The organism is Flavobacteriales bacterium (assembly GCA_013001705.1).
Taxonomy (GTDB): domain Bacteria; phylum Bacteroidota; class Bacteroidia; order Flavobacteriales_D; family JABDKJ01; genus JABDLZ01.
Map to the genome: position 1 here is coordinate 1 of JABDLZ010000184.1, position 15,090 is coordinate 15,090.

General features: G+C 48.5%; 21 protein-coding genes and 1 tRNA gene. 11 read left to right on the plus strand and 11 right to left on the minus strand.

Annotated features, from left to right (window positions below; genetic code table 11):
* The coding region (locus HKN79_07480; protein ID NNC83402.1) for a VCBS repeat-containing protein at positions 1-269 on the minus strand (269 nt) is incomplete at its 3' end.
* A 201-nt stretch (positions 270-470) separates the two neighbouring features.
* Between HKN79_07480 and rpoN the strand changes: the two genes are divergently transcribed.
* The gene (rpoN, locus tag HKN79_07485; GenBank protein ID NNC83403.1) at positions 471-1,910 is read left to right on the plus strand and encodes an RNA polymerase factor sigma-54; all 1,440 of its coding nucleotides are present in this window, start codon (positions 471-473) and stop codon (positions 1,908-1,910) included.
* Between the two features lie 4 nt (positions 1,911-1,914).
* Entirely contained in the window at positions 1,915-2,526 is a 612-nt protein-coding gene (locus HKN79_07490; GenBank protein NNC83404.1) for a phosphatase PAP2 family protein, read from the plus strand.
* Here HKN79_07490 and HKN79_07495 read toward each other — a convergent pair.
* The 6 genes from HKN79_07495 to HKN79_07520 form a co-directional block, all read right to left on the minus strand.
* On the minus strand, positions 2,523-2,864 hold the full coding sequence (locus tag HKN79_07495) for a tRNA-binding protein (GenBank protein NNC83405.1): 342 nt from the start codon (positions 2,862-2,864) through the stop codon (positions 2,523-2,525). The genes HKN79_07490 and HKN79_07495 overlap by 4 nt on opposite strands.
* A gap of 64 nt (positions 2,865-2,928) precedes the next feature.
* Positions 2,929-3,405, minus strand: a complete 477-nt coding sequence (locus tag HKN79_07500; protein ID NNC83406.1) for a biopolymer transporter ExbD — start codon at positions 3,403-3,405, stop codon at positions 2,929-2,931.
* A 1-nt stretch (position 3,406) separates the two neighbouring features.
* A complete protein-coding gene (locus HKN79_07505) occupies positions 3,407-4,135 on the minus strand; it encodes a biopolymer transporter ExbD (protein ID NNC83407.1) in 729 nt (242 codons plus the stop codon).
* A gap of 9 nt (positions 4,136-4,144) precedes the next feature.
* Entirely contained in the window at positions 4,145-4,585 is a 441-nt protein-coding gene (locus tag HKN79_07510; protein NNC83408.1) for a hypothetical protein, read from the minus strand.
* A 7-nt stretch (positions 4,586-4,592) separates the two neighbouring features.
* Complete coding sequence (locus HKN79_07515) at positions 4,593-5,375, minus strand: MotA/TolQ/ExbB proton channel family protein (protein ID NNC83409.1); 783 nt, start codon at positions 5,373-5,375, stop codon at positions 4,593-4,595.
* Positions 5,376-5,610: 235 nt separating this feature from the next.
* A tRNA-Ser gene (locus tag HKN79_07520) sits at positions 5,611-5,697 on the minus strand.
* A gap of 326 nt (positions 5,698-6,023) precedes the next feature.
* On the opposite strand from HKN79_07520, the gene HKN79_07525 reads away from it, so the two are divergent.
* The 4 genes from HKN79_07525 (at position 6,024) to HKN79_07540 (ending at position 8,641) form a co-directional block, all read left to right on the plus strand.
* On the plus strand, positions 6,024-6,974 hold the full coding sequence (locus HKN79_07525; GenBank protein NNC83410.1) for an Mrp/NBP35 family ATP-binding protein: 951 nt from the start codon (positions 6,024-6,026) through the stop codon (positions 6,972-6,974).
* Positions 6,971-7,207, plus strand: a complete 237-nt coding sequence (locus HKN79_07530) for a NifU family protein (protein NNC83411.1) — start codon at positions 6,971-6,973, stop codon at positions 7,205-7,207. Before HKN79_07525 ends, HKN79_07530 begins: the two co-directional genes overlap by 4 nt.
* A 91-nt stretch (positions 7,208-7,298) precedes the next feature.
* On the plus strand, positions 7,299-8,309 hold the full coding sequence (locus HKN79_07535; protein NNC83412.1) for an NAD(P)/FAD-dependent oxidoreductase: 1,011 nt from the start codon (positions 7,299-7,301) through the stop codon (positions 8,307-8,309).
* 11 nt (positions 8,310-8,320) lie between these two features.
* A complete protein-coding gene (locus HKN79_07540) occupies positions 8,321-8,641 on the plus strand; it encodes a 2Fe-2S iron-sulfur cluster binding domain-containing protein (protein ID NNC83413.1) in 321 nt (106 codons plus the stop codon).
* A 9-nt stretch (positions 8,642-8,650) separates the two neighbouring features.
* Here HKN79_07540 and nadE read toward each other — a convergent pair whose 3' ends face one another.
* Both nadE and HKN79_07550 read right to left on the minus strand, forming a co-directional pair.
* A complete protein-coding gene (gene nadE / locus HKN79_07545; protein NNC83414.1) occupies positions 8,651-9,475 on the minus strand; it encodes an NAD(+) synthase in 825 nt (274 codons plus the stop codon).
* Between the two features lie 42 nt (positions 9,476-9,517).
* Positions 9,518-10,303 (minus strand): PorT family protein, encoded by a 786-nt coding sequence (locus tag HKN79_07550; protein ID NNC83415.1) that lies wholly within the window; start codon positions 10,301-10,303, stop codon positions 9,518-9,520.
* A gap of 18 nt (positions 10,304-10,321) precedes the next feature.
* Between HKN79_07550 and HKN79_07555 the strand changes: the two genes are divergently transcribed.
* Together HKN79_07555 and HKN79_07560 are read left to right on the plus strand one after the other, a co-directional pair.
* Entirely contained in the window at positions 10,322-11,350 is a 1,029-nt protein-coding gene (locus HKN79_07555; protein NNC83416.1) for a hypothetical protein, read from the plus strand.
* A complete protein-coding gene (locus HKN79_07560) occupies positions 11,347-11,676 on the plus strand; it encodes a gliding motility protein GldC (GenBank protein NNC83417.1) in 330 nt (109 codons plus the stop codon). The genes HKN79_07555 and HKN79_07560 overlap by 4 nt, the downstream gene beginning before the upstream one ends.
* A 10-nt stretch (positions 11,677-11,686) precedes the next feature.
* Here the strand turns inward: HKN79_07560 and HKN79_07565 are convergent, their stop codons facing one another.
* The gene (locus HKN79_07565) at positions 11,687-12,283 is read right to left on the minus strand and encodes a YihA family ribosome biogenesis GTP-binding protein (GenBank protein ID NNC83418.1); all 597 of its coding nucleotides are present in this window, start codon (positions 12,281-12,283) and stop codon (positions 11,687-11,689) included.
* Between the two features lie 41 nt (positions 12,284-12,324).
* Positions 12,325-13,125: an alpha/beta hydrolase gene (locus HKN79_07570; GenBank protein NNC83419.1), complete on the minus strand. Its 801-nt coding sequence runs from the start codon at positions 13,123-13,125 to the stop codon at positions 12,325-12,327.
* Between the two features lie 279 nt (positions 13,126-13,404).
* On the opposite strand from HKN79_07570, the gene mraZ reads away from it, so the two are divergent.
* The 3 genes from mraZ to HKN79_07585 form a co-directional block, all read left to right on the plus strand.
* The gene (mraZ, locus tag HKN79_07575; protein ID NNC83420.1) at positions 13,405-13,869 is read left to right on the plus strand and encodes a division/cell wall cluster transcriptional repressor MraZ; all 465 of its coding nucleotides are present in this window, start codon (positions 13,405-13,407) and stop codon (positions 13,867-13,869) included.
* A 3-nt stretch (positions 13,870-13,872) separates the two neighbouring features.
* Positions 13,873-14,772, plus strand: a complete 900-nt coding sequence (gene rsmH, locus HKN79_07580; protein NNC83421.1) for a 16S rRNA (cytosine(1402)-N(4))-methyltransferase RsmH — start codon at positions 13,873-13,875, stop codon at positions 14,770-14,772.
* The coding region (locus HKN79_07585; protein ID NNC83422.1) for a hypothetical protein at positions 14,769-15,090 on the plus strand (322 nt) is incomplete at its 3' end. The genes rsmH and HKN79_07585, both read left to right, overlap by 4 nt.

A 15,090-nucleotide genomic window follows, 5' to 3' on the forward strand; every position in this document is an offset into this window, starting at 1 on the left:
ATTGTACCCAATGTCTGTGAAACGAAATCCAGACCCGGAGCCTGTTGAATAGCTACATACACTGTCTGCTCAGCATTTCCTGGGCTGCCAGAGGATTGCATGCGGATAATATCATCCTTGCCATCACCGTTCATATCCACCACACCTATAGCATGGTCACTCACGGTGGCAGATGGTAGTAGGTCAGAGGCATCGGTGAAACTCACTTCTTGTGCACTCAGTATGAATGGGAAGCTGAAGTATATACAGATGGATAGGATTTTCTTCATGGTGCTTTTGATTTCTTAAAGCGGGACAAGTATAGCCCAGATAGAGCTGCATTGCTTCAAATTGCTTATCAATATCGGTCAGCTATAGCAATGCTGAATCAATGCTGAGCTATGCCATAAGAGATAGGGTCAAGATGTCTTGCCAAGGACTAGCTTAGCTATCTTTACGCACAGTCCACAGCCTTAGCGAAAGGAGAGAATATGCTGAAACAGACGCTACAACAGAAATTACTACAGAAGCTCAGTCCGCAACAGATCCAACTGATGAAACTGTTGCAAGTCCCTACTGTGGAATTGGAGCAGCGTATCAAGGAGGAGATCGAGATAAATCCGGCCCTGGAAGAAGGGAAGGAGACCGAGACTCAAGATGAATACGGGGACGATGACGCAAATGATTCTACCGAAGACGAGTTCGACATCTCGGACTACATGGATGATGATGACATCCCTTCCTACAACCTCTCCGTACGCAACAAGGGGAGGGATGAGGATGAAAAGGATATTCCATTTGCTTCTGGCAAGACCTTTCAGGATAATCTCCTGTCCCAGATAGGACTCAAGAAATTAGATGAGGATGAGCAGGTCATCGCAGAGACCATCATAGGGAATCTGGACGATTCGGGTTACCTGAGAAGGGAGTTGGACAATATCTCCAATGACCTGGCATTCTCACAGAATCTCATGGTGGAGGTCGATCAGATCGAGAAGGTCCTCCAGGTGGTGCAGTCTTTGGATCCGGCCGGTATCGCAGCACGTGATCTCAGAGAGTGTCTTCTTCTGCAATTGGAGAGAAAGGATGACTCTTATCCTTCCATCCGATTGGCCAAGGATATCCTGAATGATCATTTCGAGGCGTTCACGAAAAAGCACTACAAGAAGATCATCAAGAAGATGGACTTGGTGGAGGAAGACCTTAAAGAGGCGATCGGGGTGATCATCAAACTCAATCCCAAACCCGGAGGCGCACTGGCCGAGCGCAATCGCGCGGTCAATCAAGTGATTCCGGACTTCACCATAGAAGTGCGTGATGATGAGCTGCAGCTTACTTTGAATGGTAGAAACGCACCTGACCTGAAAGTGTCCCGATCCTATCAGGAGATGCTGAAAGGCTATGCGGCTTCTGGAAAGAAGGACCCCAAGCAGAAAGAGGCGGTCCTCTTCGTGAAGCAGAAGTTGGATAGTGCCAAATGGTTCATCGAGGCTATCCGTCAGCGACAGCAGACCCTGATGGTCACCATGAATGCCATCATGCAATACCAGAAGGACTATTTCCTCACAGGAGATGAGACCAAGCTCAAGCCTATGATCCTCAAGGATATTGCAGAAATTGTGAGCATGGATATCTCCACCATCAGCCGTGTGGCCAATTCCAAGTATGTGCAGACACCCTATGGCACTTTCCTTTTGAAATCCTTTTTCTCAGAATCCCTTTCTACAGATAGCGGAGAAGAAGTCTCCACCCGGGAGGTGAAGAAGATTTTGCAAGAGTGTATCGATGCGGAGGATAAGCGTAAGCCACTCACTGACGATAAGCTTGCAACCATCTTGAAGGACAGGGGATATAACATCGCTCGTAGGACTGTGGCCAAATACCGGGAACAGCTCAATATACCTGTGGCTCGACTGAGAAAGCAACTTTGATCTATTGGAACGGGTCGCCTATGCCATATCGGTGGTATTTCACCCCATCCTGATCCCGATTTATCTATTCCTTCTGATCGCTGAGATCGACCCGGTGATGAACCTCTTTTTCACGACATCGTTGAAATGGAGATTTGTGAGTTCACTCTTCATTACCACCGTGATCGGTCCTGCATTGAGCATGTATCTCCTCAAGCGCAGGGGCTTGATTGCTGACTTGGAGATGTCCCAGCTCAAAGGACGGTCGCTCATGTTCATCATCACCGTGCTCTACTATATGTTGACCTATTACATGCTCAAGGACTTAGAACTCCCAGGGGTCATCCACGGCATGTTCCTCTCCTTGATAACTACCCTCATTTTATTGGCCTTGGTCAGTATTCGCTATAAGATCTCAGCCCATATGGCAGCTCTAGGAGGTGTGAGTGCTATGATGTTCTGGATATTCGTCAAGTACGGTATCTGGCAGAGCAATTGGATCCTGGGTATCTTCTTCTTGGCCGCTATCGTGGCCTCATCCAGGTTGTTACTCCAAGCCCATCGACCCCATGAAGTAGGCACAGGCTACCTCTTGGGTCTATGCTGTGTGTATGCCACCATGAACTTGGTGGTCTAAGCTACCCGTAGCCCATTTTTGACGGTTCTATCTGGACCGATAAGGACCACACCGGACGGGTCTCCGACCAATCCCAGGATCAGACATTCACTCATGAGGTCGGCAATCTGTTTGGGAGGGAAATTACATACCGCTATCACTTGCCTACCGATGAGTTCCTCTACAGAATAGAGGTCTGTGATCTGTGCGCTACTCTTCTTGACACCAAATTCCCCAAAATCCAGCTGGAGTACGTAGGCTGGCTTATGGGCCTTGGGGAATTGCTGGGCTTCAATGATGGTCCCAACACGCATCTCTACGGCTGTGAAATCTGTAAAGGTGATCTGTTCCATACTCATGCTACGATTCAAATAAAAAAGCCACCCGAAGGTGGCTTAAGTATAATTCTACATCATGGGTAGATCAGTCTCCAGACCCTGTACGCTCTCGAGCGCGGGCCGAATAGTTGATCTTCAAAGCTTGTGCCTTCCTGAGTTCTTGCTTCACTTCGGTGACGATACCCATTTTCACATCCTTATCCACCTTGAGCGAAGTAGTTATCTGGGATTTCTCACCTTCATCACGCTGATCCCGGTTGTCCTCGATCCAAGGTCTGATCTTACTCATATCGGTGATGATCGCATCATCCAATTGGATCAGTGGTTCGGTCCCCAGTCGCTCATCCATGGGAGGCCCGATGTTGATATAATCCACCAAGGACTTCTTCTCCAACTTGGTGATCTCCGATGCATCCGGCTTATCGATCTTCACCAGCAGATCCTGCTCCCGCATCACGGTGGTCACCATGAAGAAGAATAGAAGCATGAATACGATATCCGGGAGTGACGCAGTAGAGACTGCACCTACGGACTTCTTCTTTTTTCCTGTGAATTTTGACATGTCAACCTCCTATTTCTTTGGGTTCTGCCTCGGATATACGCTGTGGATACACCTGTCTGACCGCTTTGATGATGCGTCTTTCATAGGGATCCTTGTCATCCAATTCCAAGTAAGATTTGTTGTAGAATTTCAGGGTCAATTCGTCCCTTAGCTCATTCACCGCAGATGTCAATTCATTCTGAACCTGGAGATACATGTCATAGGAAGTACCGTTGTCATTCTGGAGAGAGATCACAGCCGAAGGACCTAGTTCTCGATAATTCCCGAAGAAATTGATCGCATCTAATTTGGCCTCGAACTGTCTCAACTCACCTTCCCATTCACTCTTCCTGTCTGGGAATTGCTCGATCTTTCCTTTGAGTTCAGCGATCTTCTGCGTGACAGCCTGCTTGCTTACGGGTACCCGTAAAGTCAGGTCCTCCTCAGCGGGTTCTTCACTGAAGACTCCACTATTGGTAAGGAACTCGATTGCTCCTTCCTTCAGTTCAGAGATGTCCATCGGTTCTCCTTCTACCAAAAGTTGGTCATTGGCATTGACGAGCACCTCGTACACATTCCTCTCCTTGACGGTTTCAGTGATCTCTTCCTGCTCCTCATCCAGAGGAGGAAGTTGACGCATGATTCCGGTATCCTGATCCATGGTGGTGGTCACTAGGAAGAATATCAAAAGCAGGAAGGCGATGTCGGCCATCGAACCTGCATTGATCTCTTGTAGTTCTCTTCGTGCCATGGTACCTGCTTATTTGAAGATTTTGGTCACCTCGCTGAAAAGCGCTGCCGCCACACCGATCCCAAGTAAGAGAAGGGTGAGATAAATGCCAGCTCCACTCATCTGTAAGGTGCTCTCGGAGTACTTGGCCATCAACTCGGGACTTGCTTGAGCATCAGACAAACTATAGCTGACAAAGGCCACCACTGCAAGTCCTACCAATCCAAAGAGAAGACCCTTCGAATTGCGTATATTCTTCAGGAAATACACCAGTCCGAATAAGAGAGCGGCTCCTACACATAGCAACATAGCGATGTAGGTAACGGTAAGCGCCCCGTTCACGTAGCTTTGGTCGTCTCCAGCCTCTATATCCGAACTATTGGCCATGATCAAGAAGCATAGCACTGCACCCGCAAGTGCAATGGCCACCTTGACTATGGTACCTATCAGTCCTGCTGTTTTCGTATCCATGGGCTGATTATTTTGAGAGGTTGTGACGGGCCAGAATATCGATCAATGTGATACTGGCATTCTCCATATCGTTGGTGATACTATCCACCTTGGAAAGGATATAGTTGTAGAATATCTGCAAGATGATCGCTACGATCAGACCGAATACGGTAGTCAGAAGTGCCACCTTGATACCTCCAGCAACAATGGATGGAGAGATATTGTTCTCAGCTTCGATCGCATCGAATGCATCGATCATACCGATAACCGTACCCATGAATCCAAGCATTGGAGCCAGAGCGATAAAGAGTTGGATCCAGGAAAGACCTTTTTCCATCTGTCCGATCTGCACTCCACCATATGAGATGACGGATTTTTCTACCATGTCCAATCCTTCACCGGATCGTTCCAGACCTTGATAGAAGATCGCGGCTACAGGGCCTTTGGTATTTCTGAGGTACTCCTTGGCAGCCTCGATTCCACCGGAATTCAAAGCATCCTCCACATTGGAGAGCATCTTGCTGGTATTGGATTGAGCCATATTGAGGTAGATGATACGCTCGATGGCCAATGCAAGACCGAGAACAAGACAGATCAATACAATGGCCATGAAACCAGGGCCACCTTCGATGAATTTTTCTTTAAGTACCTGTGTGAAACCTGTACTTCCTTCTTCGGCTGCAGCTTCAGCATCTTGTGCCAGTCCAGCTTCACTTACCAGACCTGGGTCTGATTCAAACGCCATTGCTGTTTCAGGTATCAGGAATAGCACTGATCCCATGATGGCCAGAATTGAGAGAATTTTCTTCATTGTTTCAGTTGTTACTATTGAACTTCTTGTTCTTGGTTTAATTGTATCCGTTTGTCAAATAGGACCTACCGTTACTCGTGGACGCGGTCACAACAAGAACCTCGGTGGGTCCATAGATCCATTAGTGCTGGTCAAAATACATTGCCTTAATGAATATGCGATCCTATTCCTTGATCCAATCCTGCATTGCTGCGGGACGGCTCTTCCACGTTTGGAAGATACGGAATATCACATGCGGAGAGAGAGGGATTCGAACCCTCGATACGGTTTCCCGCATACACGCTTTCCAAGCGTGCGCCTTCAGCCACTCGGCCACCTCTCCGTATCCCTTGAGAACTCTTGGAACACTCCCAGAAGAGAATGATCCTCTGCTTTCCGCAATGCCGCCAAAGTAAAGAATATTTTCGGTTAGGTGGGTGATGTTCGAGCAGCTCTCATACGATTCTCGACCTGCGAATTGGCTAACTTTGTTGTCTCAAAAAGAAATCACGAAGCCCTATGGCCATTGATGTAGATAGAATCAAAGAGGTTCTCGGTCAGATACAGGATCCCGATACCCAGCGCCCCCTTGCGGAGAGCAATGGTATTCAAGCCGTGACGGTAGAAGGCGATCGGGTCAAAGTGTCTCTGCTCTTGAACAATCCGGCCATGCACCACAAGCAACGTATGGTCGATGCGGTGGAATTCGCCATAGAGAGGACTTTTGGAAAGGATATTCGTACCGAAGTCGAAGTACAGGTGGACGTACCTAAGAAAGAGACCCCTAAGCCGGGTATCCCAGGTGTGAAGAATATCCTTGCCATTGCTTCAGGCAAAGGAGGAGTGGGGAAATCAACTATAACTGCTAATCTGGCCGTGGGTCTGGTCGAGCGGGGATACAAAGTGGGTCTGGTCGATGCCGACATCTATGGACCTTCCATGCCGATCATGTTGGATGCTTATCACGATAGGCCGGGTACAGCAGAGATCGATGGGGTCAATCGCATGACACCGGTCGAGACCCATGGTATCAAATTGATGTCCATCGGATTCTTTGCCGATCCGTCTCAAGCTATTGTTTGGCGGGGGGCTATGGCCACGAAGGCACTCCGTCAAATGTTCATGGATACCCATTGGGGTGAATTGGACTATTTACTCGTGGATCTACCCCCAGGTACCGGAGATATCCATCTCACTGCGGTGCAAACGGTGCCACTCACTGCTGGAGTCGTGGTCACCACCCCACAGGATATCTCACTGGCCGATGCACGTAAAGGAGTTGCCATGTTCCAACTACCTCAGATCAACGTTCCTGTCCTGGGTATCATTGAGAATATGAGTTGGTTCACTCCTGAGGAACTGCCTGAGAATCGATACTATATATTCGGAAAGGATGGTGCCAAATCACTTGCACAAGAGGTGGGAGTAGATCTCCTAGGTCAGCTTCCATTGATACAGAGCGTACGGGAGGCAGGGGATGCTGGTAGGCCGGCAATCATGCAAGAAGGTACGGAGGCCCGTGATCATCTGGACACCTTGATCGACAATGTGGTCGCTGCCATGGATAAGAGGAATACTGAACTTCCGGAATCGGAAATCGTCCAAATCACACGGACATGAATAAGAAGAAGAAGATTGCCATCATAGAACAGGCGCTGCAAGGTCTGAGACCTTTCTTGGAGCGGGACAATGGGGATATCACCTTTGTCGAGTTGACCAACGATGATGTGGTCAAAGTAGCACTGCATGGTTCCTGTAAGGACTGTTCGATGAGCATGATGACCTTGAAAGCAGGTGTCGAAGAACGGATCAAGAACGTTTTGCCTGAAGTTCAAAAGGTCATAGCGGTCTGATCGGGTCCTGTCCATCCGCATATGTATCTCTGATGAATGTCATTCTCTTCTTTCTCTTTAACCCGTTAGATTCACGCCCATTCTCATTTAGATGATACGAACAGATATCTTGATCATTGGTGCCGGTCCGGTAGGACTGTTCACGGTCTTCGAGGCGGGACTTCTGAAACTGAGATGCCACCTGATCGATGCACTTCCTCAACCCGGGGGTCAATGTTCTGAGATCTACCCCAAAAAGCCCATCTATGATATCCCAGGATATCCCGAGGTTCTGGCAGGAGAACTGATCGATAAACTCATGGAGCAGGCTGCCCCCTTCAAACCGGGATTCACCTTGGGAGAATCAGCTCGGACAATCGAAGAAGATGGAGAAGGTGGATACATCGTCACCACCGACCGAGGTACGGTACATCAAGCGCCTGTAGTGGCTATCGCTGGAGGATTGGGCGTATTCACACCCCGTAAGCCACCAATCAGTGAATTGATCGATTTTGAAGAAAAGGGAGTCGATTATATCATACGGGATCCTGAGAAGTATCGGGACAAGAAGGTCGTGATCAGTGGAGGTGGGGACTCTGCGTTGGATTGGACCTATTTTCTGGCCAATGGCGTGGCTGAGCATGTGACGATGATACATAGAAGTCAGAGCTTCAGAGCCCATCCCGATTCCGTGCAGAAGGTCATGGACATGTCCCAAGAAGGTAAACTGGACCTACTCCTTGACAGTGAAGTGGTAGGACTGTCAGGAAATGGTCGCTTGCGTCAGTTGGAGATAAAACACCGATCTGGAGAACAGAGTTCGCTCGATACAGAGTATTGGATGCCGCTCTTCGGCCTCACTCCAAAACTCGGACCCATTGCCGATTGGGGATTGGAGATCGAGAAGAATGCCATCAAGGTAGATACCTTGGATTACAGTACCAATCGCCCAGGGATCTATGCTATAGGTGATGTCAATACCTATGAGGGTAAATTGAAACTCATTTTATGTGGATTCCACGAGGGCACGCTCATGGTCCAGTCTGCATTCAAACGCATCTATCCAGATAAGAAGAATGTTCTGAAATATACCACTGTGCAAGGAGTACAGGGATTCGACTGATAGACACAAGCATGGAGGAGAGCGTACACATCACCATAATCGACAGGGAAGGAGTGCCTCATGAGGTGGATGCTCCCTTGGGTATCGGTATGAACATGATGGAGCTTTCTAGATCCATGGAACTTCCTGTGGAAGGCACCTGTGGCGGAATGGCCATGTGCGCATCCTGTCAGATGTACATAGAAAGTGAACACGACCTACTGGAGCGCAATGATGATGAGCAAGCGATGCTGGATGAGGCCTGGCATGTCCAGGATAACAGTCGATTGGGGTGTCAGATCCCTATTTCAGAACAGTTGGAAGGCTTGGTCGTACGTATTGCTCCTGAGTGAGACCCGAGCTTAAGAAGCAGAATGATGATCGCTCATCACTCGTAGTTCTTCTGGAATCTCACAAACGGGAATCGGGACCATCTTGTGCAGGTTGGCACGGTGTAGTCTTTGGTAGATCTTCATCACCTCGGCTTCTCGACCTGATAGAGCAGCTAGGTCCTTTTCAAGGCGCAGGTATTCCATCGCCCATTCCAGTTCATCATAGCTAGCGCCTATCTGGTCTTCATCGGTACGGTCATCGCCCCAAAGACCATCGGTAGGAGCCGCTTCGAGTATTTCTTGGTTCACCCCAAGTTCTTCAGCCAGAGTATATACCTCGGATTTATATAGGTCAGCGATAGGTGAGAGGTCTACCCCTCCATCTCCATATTTGGTATAGAAACCTACTCCGAAATCCTCGACTTTATTTCCTGTTCCAGCTACAAGTAGTTTGTGATACGCTGCGAAATAGTAGAGGGAAGTCATCCGCAGGCGTGCACGGGTATTGGCAAGCGCCATGTGTCGATCTTCTTCCTTTTCTACAGAAGGAAAGGCATCCACCAGACTATCGAATACGGGAGTGAGTTCTACTTGGGTCATCCGCACTGCAGGAAACTGATCCTGGAGCCAGTCGATGTGGTTCAAGGCACGACTCACTTGAGATGCCGCTTGGTGGATAGGCATCTCCAAACAGAGCACTTCCAGTCCGGTCCGAGCGCATAAAGTCGATGTGAGTGCTGAGTCTATCCCTCCAGATACCCCCACTACAAAGCCTTTCATTCCCGCTGAGGTACAGTACTCCTTCAACCAGTTGACTATGTGGTCAATGGTCTCCTGCTGTTTGAGTGGTCTCATGAGTAGAAGATAAACAATGGAATATCTACGGTCCCTTTTCTATCAGAAAAAGACTCCTAGCGTAAGTCCTAGGTAATTGGAAGTGACTTTTATCTTCTCTCCCTCCCTCAGGGAATTGTTCCCAGTGATAGCTGGGCTACCATCATCGTCTTCCATGATATAGTTCTGATCGCTGAAGATGTTATTCAAGCCATTATTCCATACAATACCACCTACCAGATAGGTGTCTCCAGAGATGTTGTATTCCACACCTGCACCCACTTGAAGGGCGGTTCTGAAAAAACTGATATCCTCGGAAATGTTCAGGTCCTCCTCGCTCATCTCTGACTCGCTAGGGAACTTGTATTCGATATCCTCTCGAGCCTTGATGTTGAAAGATAGGTCCAATCCGAACTGACCGTAATAGGTGAAATAGCCTATTTCATTGGTCTTCAGTTTCAGTGTCAGGGGGATGTCCAAGTACTGCAGTCTGTACTTCTCTGTCGACTCAGCGAATTCATCGATGAGTGTACTTACTGTATCTCCTTTGGGCATGACCATAGTTGTACCATCGTGGTATCTAGTGTTCTTTATCGTGCCCCCTTGACTATTGATCAGGATACCCGTGGAGAATGCATAATTGGGGTTGCCAGCGATGGTGAAGTCAGTGATGATCCCATAGGAAAAGGCCAGCCTATTGGCATCCTTCTCCAGTATGTCTCCCTCAGGAGCCAACCAGGAAGTAGCAGGTTGAATAGCAAAGGCAATGCGTACTGGACGATCGTCTTGAGCATTCAACGAGCTGATAGTCAAGCATATAGCTATAATTGGTAGGAATATCTTCTTCATATCTTTGGCGCCTTGATTATGAGTCAAAGAAAAGAATTATCGCTTGATACACTGTGTGTGGGATTGTCTCTCATCCTCCTGCTCTTCTCTTGCTCTGATCCAAGTATCGATAGAACTGTAGAACCCATTGAAGTTGAACTGGAATTGGTGCGCTTGGACCTCGAGATCTTCAAAGAAGAACCCTTGGAAGAAAAGCACGAGCGATTACGTGAGCAACATCCTAAATTCTACTCACAATATTTCCGCGAGATCCTCTTGCTTGGTCCACTCGATGATTCTCTGGCCTTGCAGAATCTCGAACGCTTCGTTCAGGATGAGGAATGGCAATTCGCCCAGAGGCAGATCGATTCTGTCTTTACGGATACGGAAGAATACCACCAGCAATTCTCTGAGGCATTCGGTAGGTACAAGGCAATATTTCCAGAGCGCAAGGTGCCGGATGTGTATTTCATGAATTCCGGATACAACTACGGCATCTATCCCATTCCTCAATTAGACGTCTTGGGCATTGGGGCGGAATTCTATCTGGGAGCATCCAACCCTATGATCGATCGCCTGCCAAATGAGTTGTTCCCTGCCTATCTACGTGAGCAGATGATACCGGAACATCTTGTTCCGAATGCGATGAAAGGCTGGCTGATCCTCAATCACGATGAAGGTGGAGGACGGGCCGATCTACTTGGGCTAATGGCTTCTTATGGTAAGATCATGTATGCCCTTCACCTCTGTATCCCTGAGATCGAGGAGTATCGACATTTCGCTTATTCAGAAGCAGAATGGAATTGGTGTGTGGACAATGAGCAGAACATCTGGAAGGTCATCATCGATCAGGATATCCTCTTCACCAAAGAAAGAAAGACCCTTACGGATTGGATCGGTCGCGGACCTTATACGCAGGGATTCTCAGAAGAATCTCCGGCCGAGTTAGGATATTTCATGGGCAAGCAGATGGTCAAGGATTACATGCGTGAGCATCCTGAAGTGACCGTACAACAGTTGATGTCCGTACCGGCCGAGGCCATATTAAAAGCATATACACCCGGATGAACAAGAAGAAACAGATACGTATAGATGTCAGCCTGGATGAGAATCATCTTCCAGAAAAGCTGGAATGGGAAGCAGATGATGGAGTAGGGAAGAAGACCGCTGGAGCTGCACTTATCTCATTTTGGGATAAGGACGAGCAGCAGGCCCTGCGGGTGGACTTGTGGGATAAGGATTTCACCACGGATGAGATGAAGACCTTCTTTGTTCAGACCCTATTGACGATGAACGACACACTGGAGAGGGCCACAGGCGATACGGAGACCTGTGCTGGAATCCGCGAATTCGGACTGGATCTGGGAAAACATCTAGGGGTGATCACTGAGTGATCATTAGGTGCTAAAAGAGTTCATTGGTCTTACTGATGAACGCCAGTATCTCTTCCCTTCCTTCTTTACTTACCGCAGAGGTGTGGAAAATCGGAGGCAATTTCTCCCATTCTTCGAGCATGGTCTCGGTGTATGCCTTCAGATGTTCTGACCGAGTCTCCTTATTCACCTTTTCTACTTTGGTGAATGCCATCACAAAAGGTATACCTCTAAGGCCGAGTTCGGCCATGAATTCCAGATCGACAGCTTGAGCAGGTATGCGCCCGTCCAGGAGCACAAATACACACATCAGATTCTGCCGTTGTTCCAGATAGCTCCAAGTGAAGGCTTTCCACTTGGCCCGTTCCTTTTTAGAGATCTTGGCGTAGCCATAGCCTGGGAGGTCGACCAGATACCAGCTGTCATCTATATTGAAATGGTTGATCAATTGGGTCTTTCCCGGTCTGCCTGAGGTTTTGGCCAATGACCTGCGACCTGCCAACATATTGATCAGTGAGCTCTTACCGACATTGCTTCTACCGATAAAAGCGTATTCAGGTCTATCCGCTTTGGGGCATTGCGAAGGATCTGCACTGCTCTTCAGGAATTCAGCTTTGATTATCTCCATGCGGGGCTATATCTGTCCCATCCAAGGACAAATCTCGATACTCAATTGAAGACAGGAGTTTTCTCTATCCACTCACCTAGATATCGGTTGAATTCTTCAGGATGTTCCATCATAGGAGCATGTCCGCATTTGTCGATCCAGTACAATGTGCTGTTCTCTATCTTGGCGTGGAATTCCTCTGCGACCTCAGGTGGCGTGATGGTATCGTTCTTCCCCCAGATCAGACATACCGGCATCTTATAGTTCTCAAGTTCCTTGGCCATATTATGTCGTATGGCCGATTTAGCAATGCTCAGTATGCGTATGACCTTGTTCCGATTGTTGACCGCTTCATGGCATTCGTCCACCAATTCATCGGTGACCATGGCCGGGTCATAGAAGGTGAGAGCGATCTTCTCTCTGAGATAGTTCTTGTCCTCTCTACGAGGGAAGCTCCCTCCAAATGCATTCTCATATAAGCCGGAACTCCCTGAGAGTACCATACTGCTGACTCGCTCCGGATGCTCGGCCGCGTAGACCAATCCTACATGTCCTCCAAGACTGTTCCCCAATAGGTTGACCTGGTCATAGCCTTTGTGGTCGATGAATTTGGCCAAGAACTTGGCGATTGCCTTCACATTGGTGTTGAGCACGGGAAGCTCATAGATCGGGAGCCGAGGTATGACCACCGTGAAACGATCGGATAGGAAATCGGTCACCGCTCTGAAATTGGACAGTGCTCCGAACAGACCATGAAGCAAGATGAATACCGGGCCTTCACCCTCTTCGATATAACTGAAATCTCCTTCTACTATGAGTTGGTCCTCGAGATTGGAATAGAATGAATCATTCGATGTTGCCATAGGGCTGGGTCTTCTTCGCTTTCATCCAAATGTAGGGAATATGCCTTCCCACCGATTCCCACGCGGGTCCATATATACACAGCATTCTTCGGATAAAATCTGGTCAGGTGGCTTGGGCAAGTGTTGTGATTGATTCACTTCAATGATTCTCAAATCCGCACACCACGGGCAATAGGAGGAACCCAGCTGCGTTTTTTCAACAAAGTGGTAAATAATGGGGATCAGTGGTAAAAAGTGGGAATCATTTTCTACATTAGCCCGCGTTAGCGCAGAAATTGCATGTTGAACCTACTCGGAGAATACGATTGTAAGCTGGATACCAAAGGGAGGATGATGCTCCCCAAGGGTCTGAAAAAGCAGCTGGAAGAGCACCTTCATGAGGGCTTTGTGATCAATCGTGACATCTTCTCCAAGGCCTTGGTCATATACCCATGGAGGGTGTGGCAGGATCTCAGTGCCACGGTCAATAGACTCAACAAATTCAAGCGGAAGAATGTGCTGTTCATACGCAAGTTCAATAGCGGGGCCACCCGTGTGGAACTGGACGGTCAAGGGAGGTTGCTCCTTCCCTCGGCCTTACTCGGATTTGCCGAGATAGACAAAGAGGTGAAGCTCAATGCGCTGAACGATCGCATAGAGCTCTGGAGCAAACAGAACTACGAGCAGATGCTCGAAGACGATATCGATATGGCGACCCTGAGCGAAGAGGTGATGGGAGATGCAGGGAATGATGTAGTTGATTGAGAGGTGGAGCAGGGGTACCATACGCCCGTTCTTTTACATGATAGCATAGAGGGGCTTTCCATCAAAGGCGATGGAGCCTACGTAGATGTGACATTCGGTGGGGGTGGTCATAGTAAGGCGATACTCGAAAGACTCGACTCGGGAAGACTTTACGCCTTTGACCAGGATCCGGATGCACTCGGTGAGGAGATCGATGATGAGCGTTTCGTTTTCATCCGACAGAATTTCCAATTCCTCAAGAACAATCTCAGATTGCATGGGGTGATTTCCATAGATGGACTACTGGCCGATCTCGGAGTCTCTTCCCATCAATTCGATATACCGGAACGTGGTTTCTCCACTCGGTTCGATGCGCCACTGGATATGCGTATGGATCAAGACCGGGAATTGACGGCACGACTTGTTCTCCATGAATACGGCAAAGAGGATTTGAAAGCCGTATTCTGGCGAGGAAGCGACCTGAGAGGTGTCGGTCGATTGGTCGATTCCATCATCAGTGCTCGTGATCAAGGATTAGAGACCACCGAGGATCTGAAACGAGCGCTTCAGCGCGTCACACCTCATCGAAAAGGTGCCCAATTCCTAGCGCAGGTCTTCCAAGCCATACGCATCGAGGTCAATGAGGAGCTCAAAGCCTTGGAGACCATGCTCACACAGGTCATCGACATCCTTGAGCCAGGCGGCCGACTCGTAGTCATTTCCTACCACAGTATCGAGGATCGTATGGTCAAGAATTTCATTCGAAGTGGGAATGCAGAAGGCAAGGTCGACAAAGACATCTACGGAAGAAGTGAGATTCCTCTAAAAGCTATCAATCGCAAGGTCATCGTACCGAGCGAAGAAGAAATTGAAAATAACCCAAGAGCACGAAGTGCAAAGCTGAGAATAGCCGAGAAGCTATGAATGGATACAAGACAAGAACAGCCAAGGAGAAAAGAAAGGATTCTCCAGTCAGAAAAAGCCTGATCGGCCTTCTGAACGGGACCTTTCTGGCCAAGGACCGGGTGTTGGACCATATCCCATTCCTGCTTTTCATGGTCGGGGTAGCGGTCTGTTACATCAGCTACGGATACCATGCCGAGACTACGGTCAAAGAGCTCTATCGCCTCGAGAGCCAAGTCAAGGACTATAAAGCTCAGGATCTGACGCTCAAGAGTGATCTCGAGCAAGTCAAACAGCAGAGCAATGTCGCAGTGGCCATACAGGCATTGGGGCTGAAAG

Coding starts and splice junctions, on each gene's coding strand:
- rpoN (NNC83403.1), top strand. CDS start 471: ATGCTGAAACAGACGCTACAACAGAAATTACTACAGAAGCTCAGTCCG.
- HKN79_07495 (NNC83405.1), bottom strand. CDS start 2,864: ATGAGTATGGAACAGATCACCTTTACAGATTTCACAGCCGTAGAGATG.
- HKN79_07500 (NNC83406.1), bottom strand. CDS start 3,405: ATGTCAAAATTCACAGGAAAAAAGAAGAAGTCCGTAGGTGCAGTCTCT.
- HKN79_07505 (NNC83407.1), bottom strand. CDS start 4,135: ATGGCACGAAGAGAACTACAAGAGATCAATGCAGGTTCGATGGCCGAC.
- HKN79_07510 (NNC83408.1), bottom strand. CDS start 4,585: ATGGATACGAAAACAGCAGGACTGATAGGTACCATAGTCAAGGTGGCC.
- HKN79_07515 (NNC83409.1), bottom strand. CDS start 5,375: ATGAAGAAAATTCTCTCAATTCTGGCCATCATGGGATCAGTGCTATTC.
- HKN79_07525 (NNC83410.1), top strand. CDS start 6,024: ATGCACCACAAGCAACGTATGGTCGATGCGGTGGAATTCGCCATAGAG.
- HKN79_07530 (NNC83411.1), top strand. CDS start 6,971: ATGAATAAGAAGAAGAAGATTGCCATCATAGAACAGGCGCTGCAAGGT.
- HKN79_07535 (NNC83412.1), top strand. CDS start 7,299: ATGATACGAACAGATATCTTGATCATTGGTGCCGGTCCGGTAGGACTG.
- HKN79_07540 (NNC83413.1), top strand. CDS start 8,321: ATGGAGGAGAGCGTACACATCACCATAATCGACAGGGAAGGAGTGCCT.
- nadE (NNC83414.1), bottom strand. CDS start 9,475: ATGAGACCACTCAAACAGCAGGAGACCATTGACCACATAGTCAACTGG.
- HKN79_07550 (NNC83415.1), bottom strand. CDS start 10,303: ATGAAGAAGATATTCCTACCAATTATAGCTATATGCTTGACTATCAGC.
- HKN79_07555 (NNC83416.1), top strand. CDS start 10,322: ATGAGTCAAAGAAAAGAATTATCGCTTGATACACTGTGTGTGGGATTG.
- HKN79_07560 (NNC83417.1), top strand. CDS start 11,347: ATGAACAAGAAGAAACAGATACGTATAGATGTCAGCCTGGATGAGAAT.
- HKN79_07565 (NNC83418.1), bottom strand. CDS start 12,283: ATGGAGATAATCAAAGCTGAATTCCTGAAGAGCAGTGCAGATCCTTCG.
- HKN79_07570 (NNC83419.1), bottom strand. CDS start 13,125: ATGGCAACATCGAATGATTCATTCTATTCCAATCTCGAGGACCAACTC.
- mraZ (NNC83420.1), top strand. CDS start 13,405: ATGTTGAACCTACTCGGAGAATACGATTGTAAGCTGGATACCAAAGGG.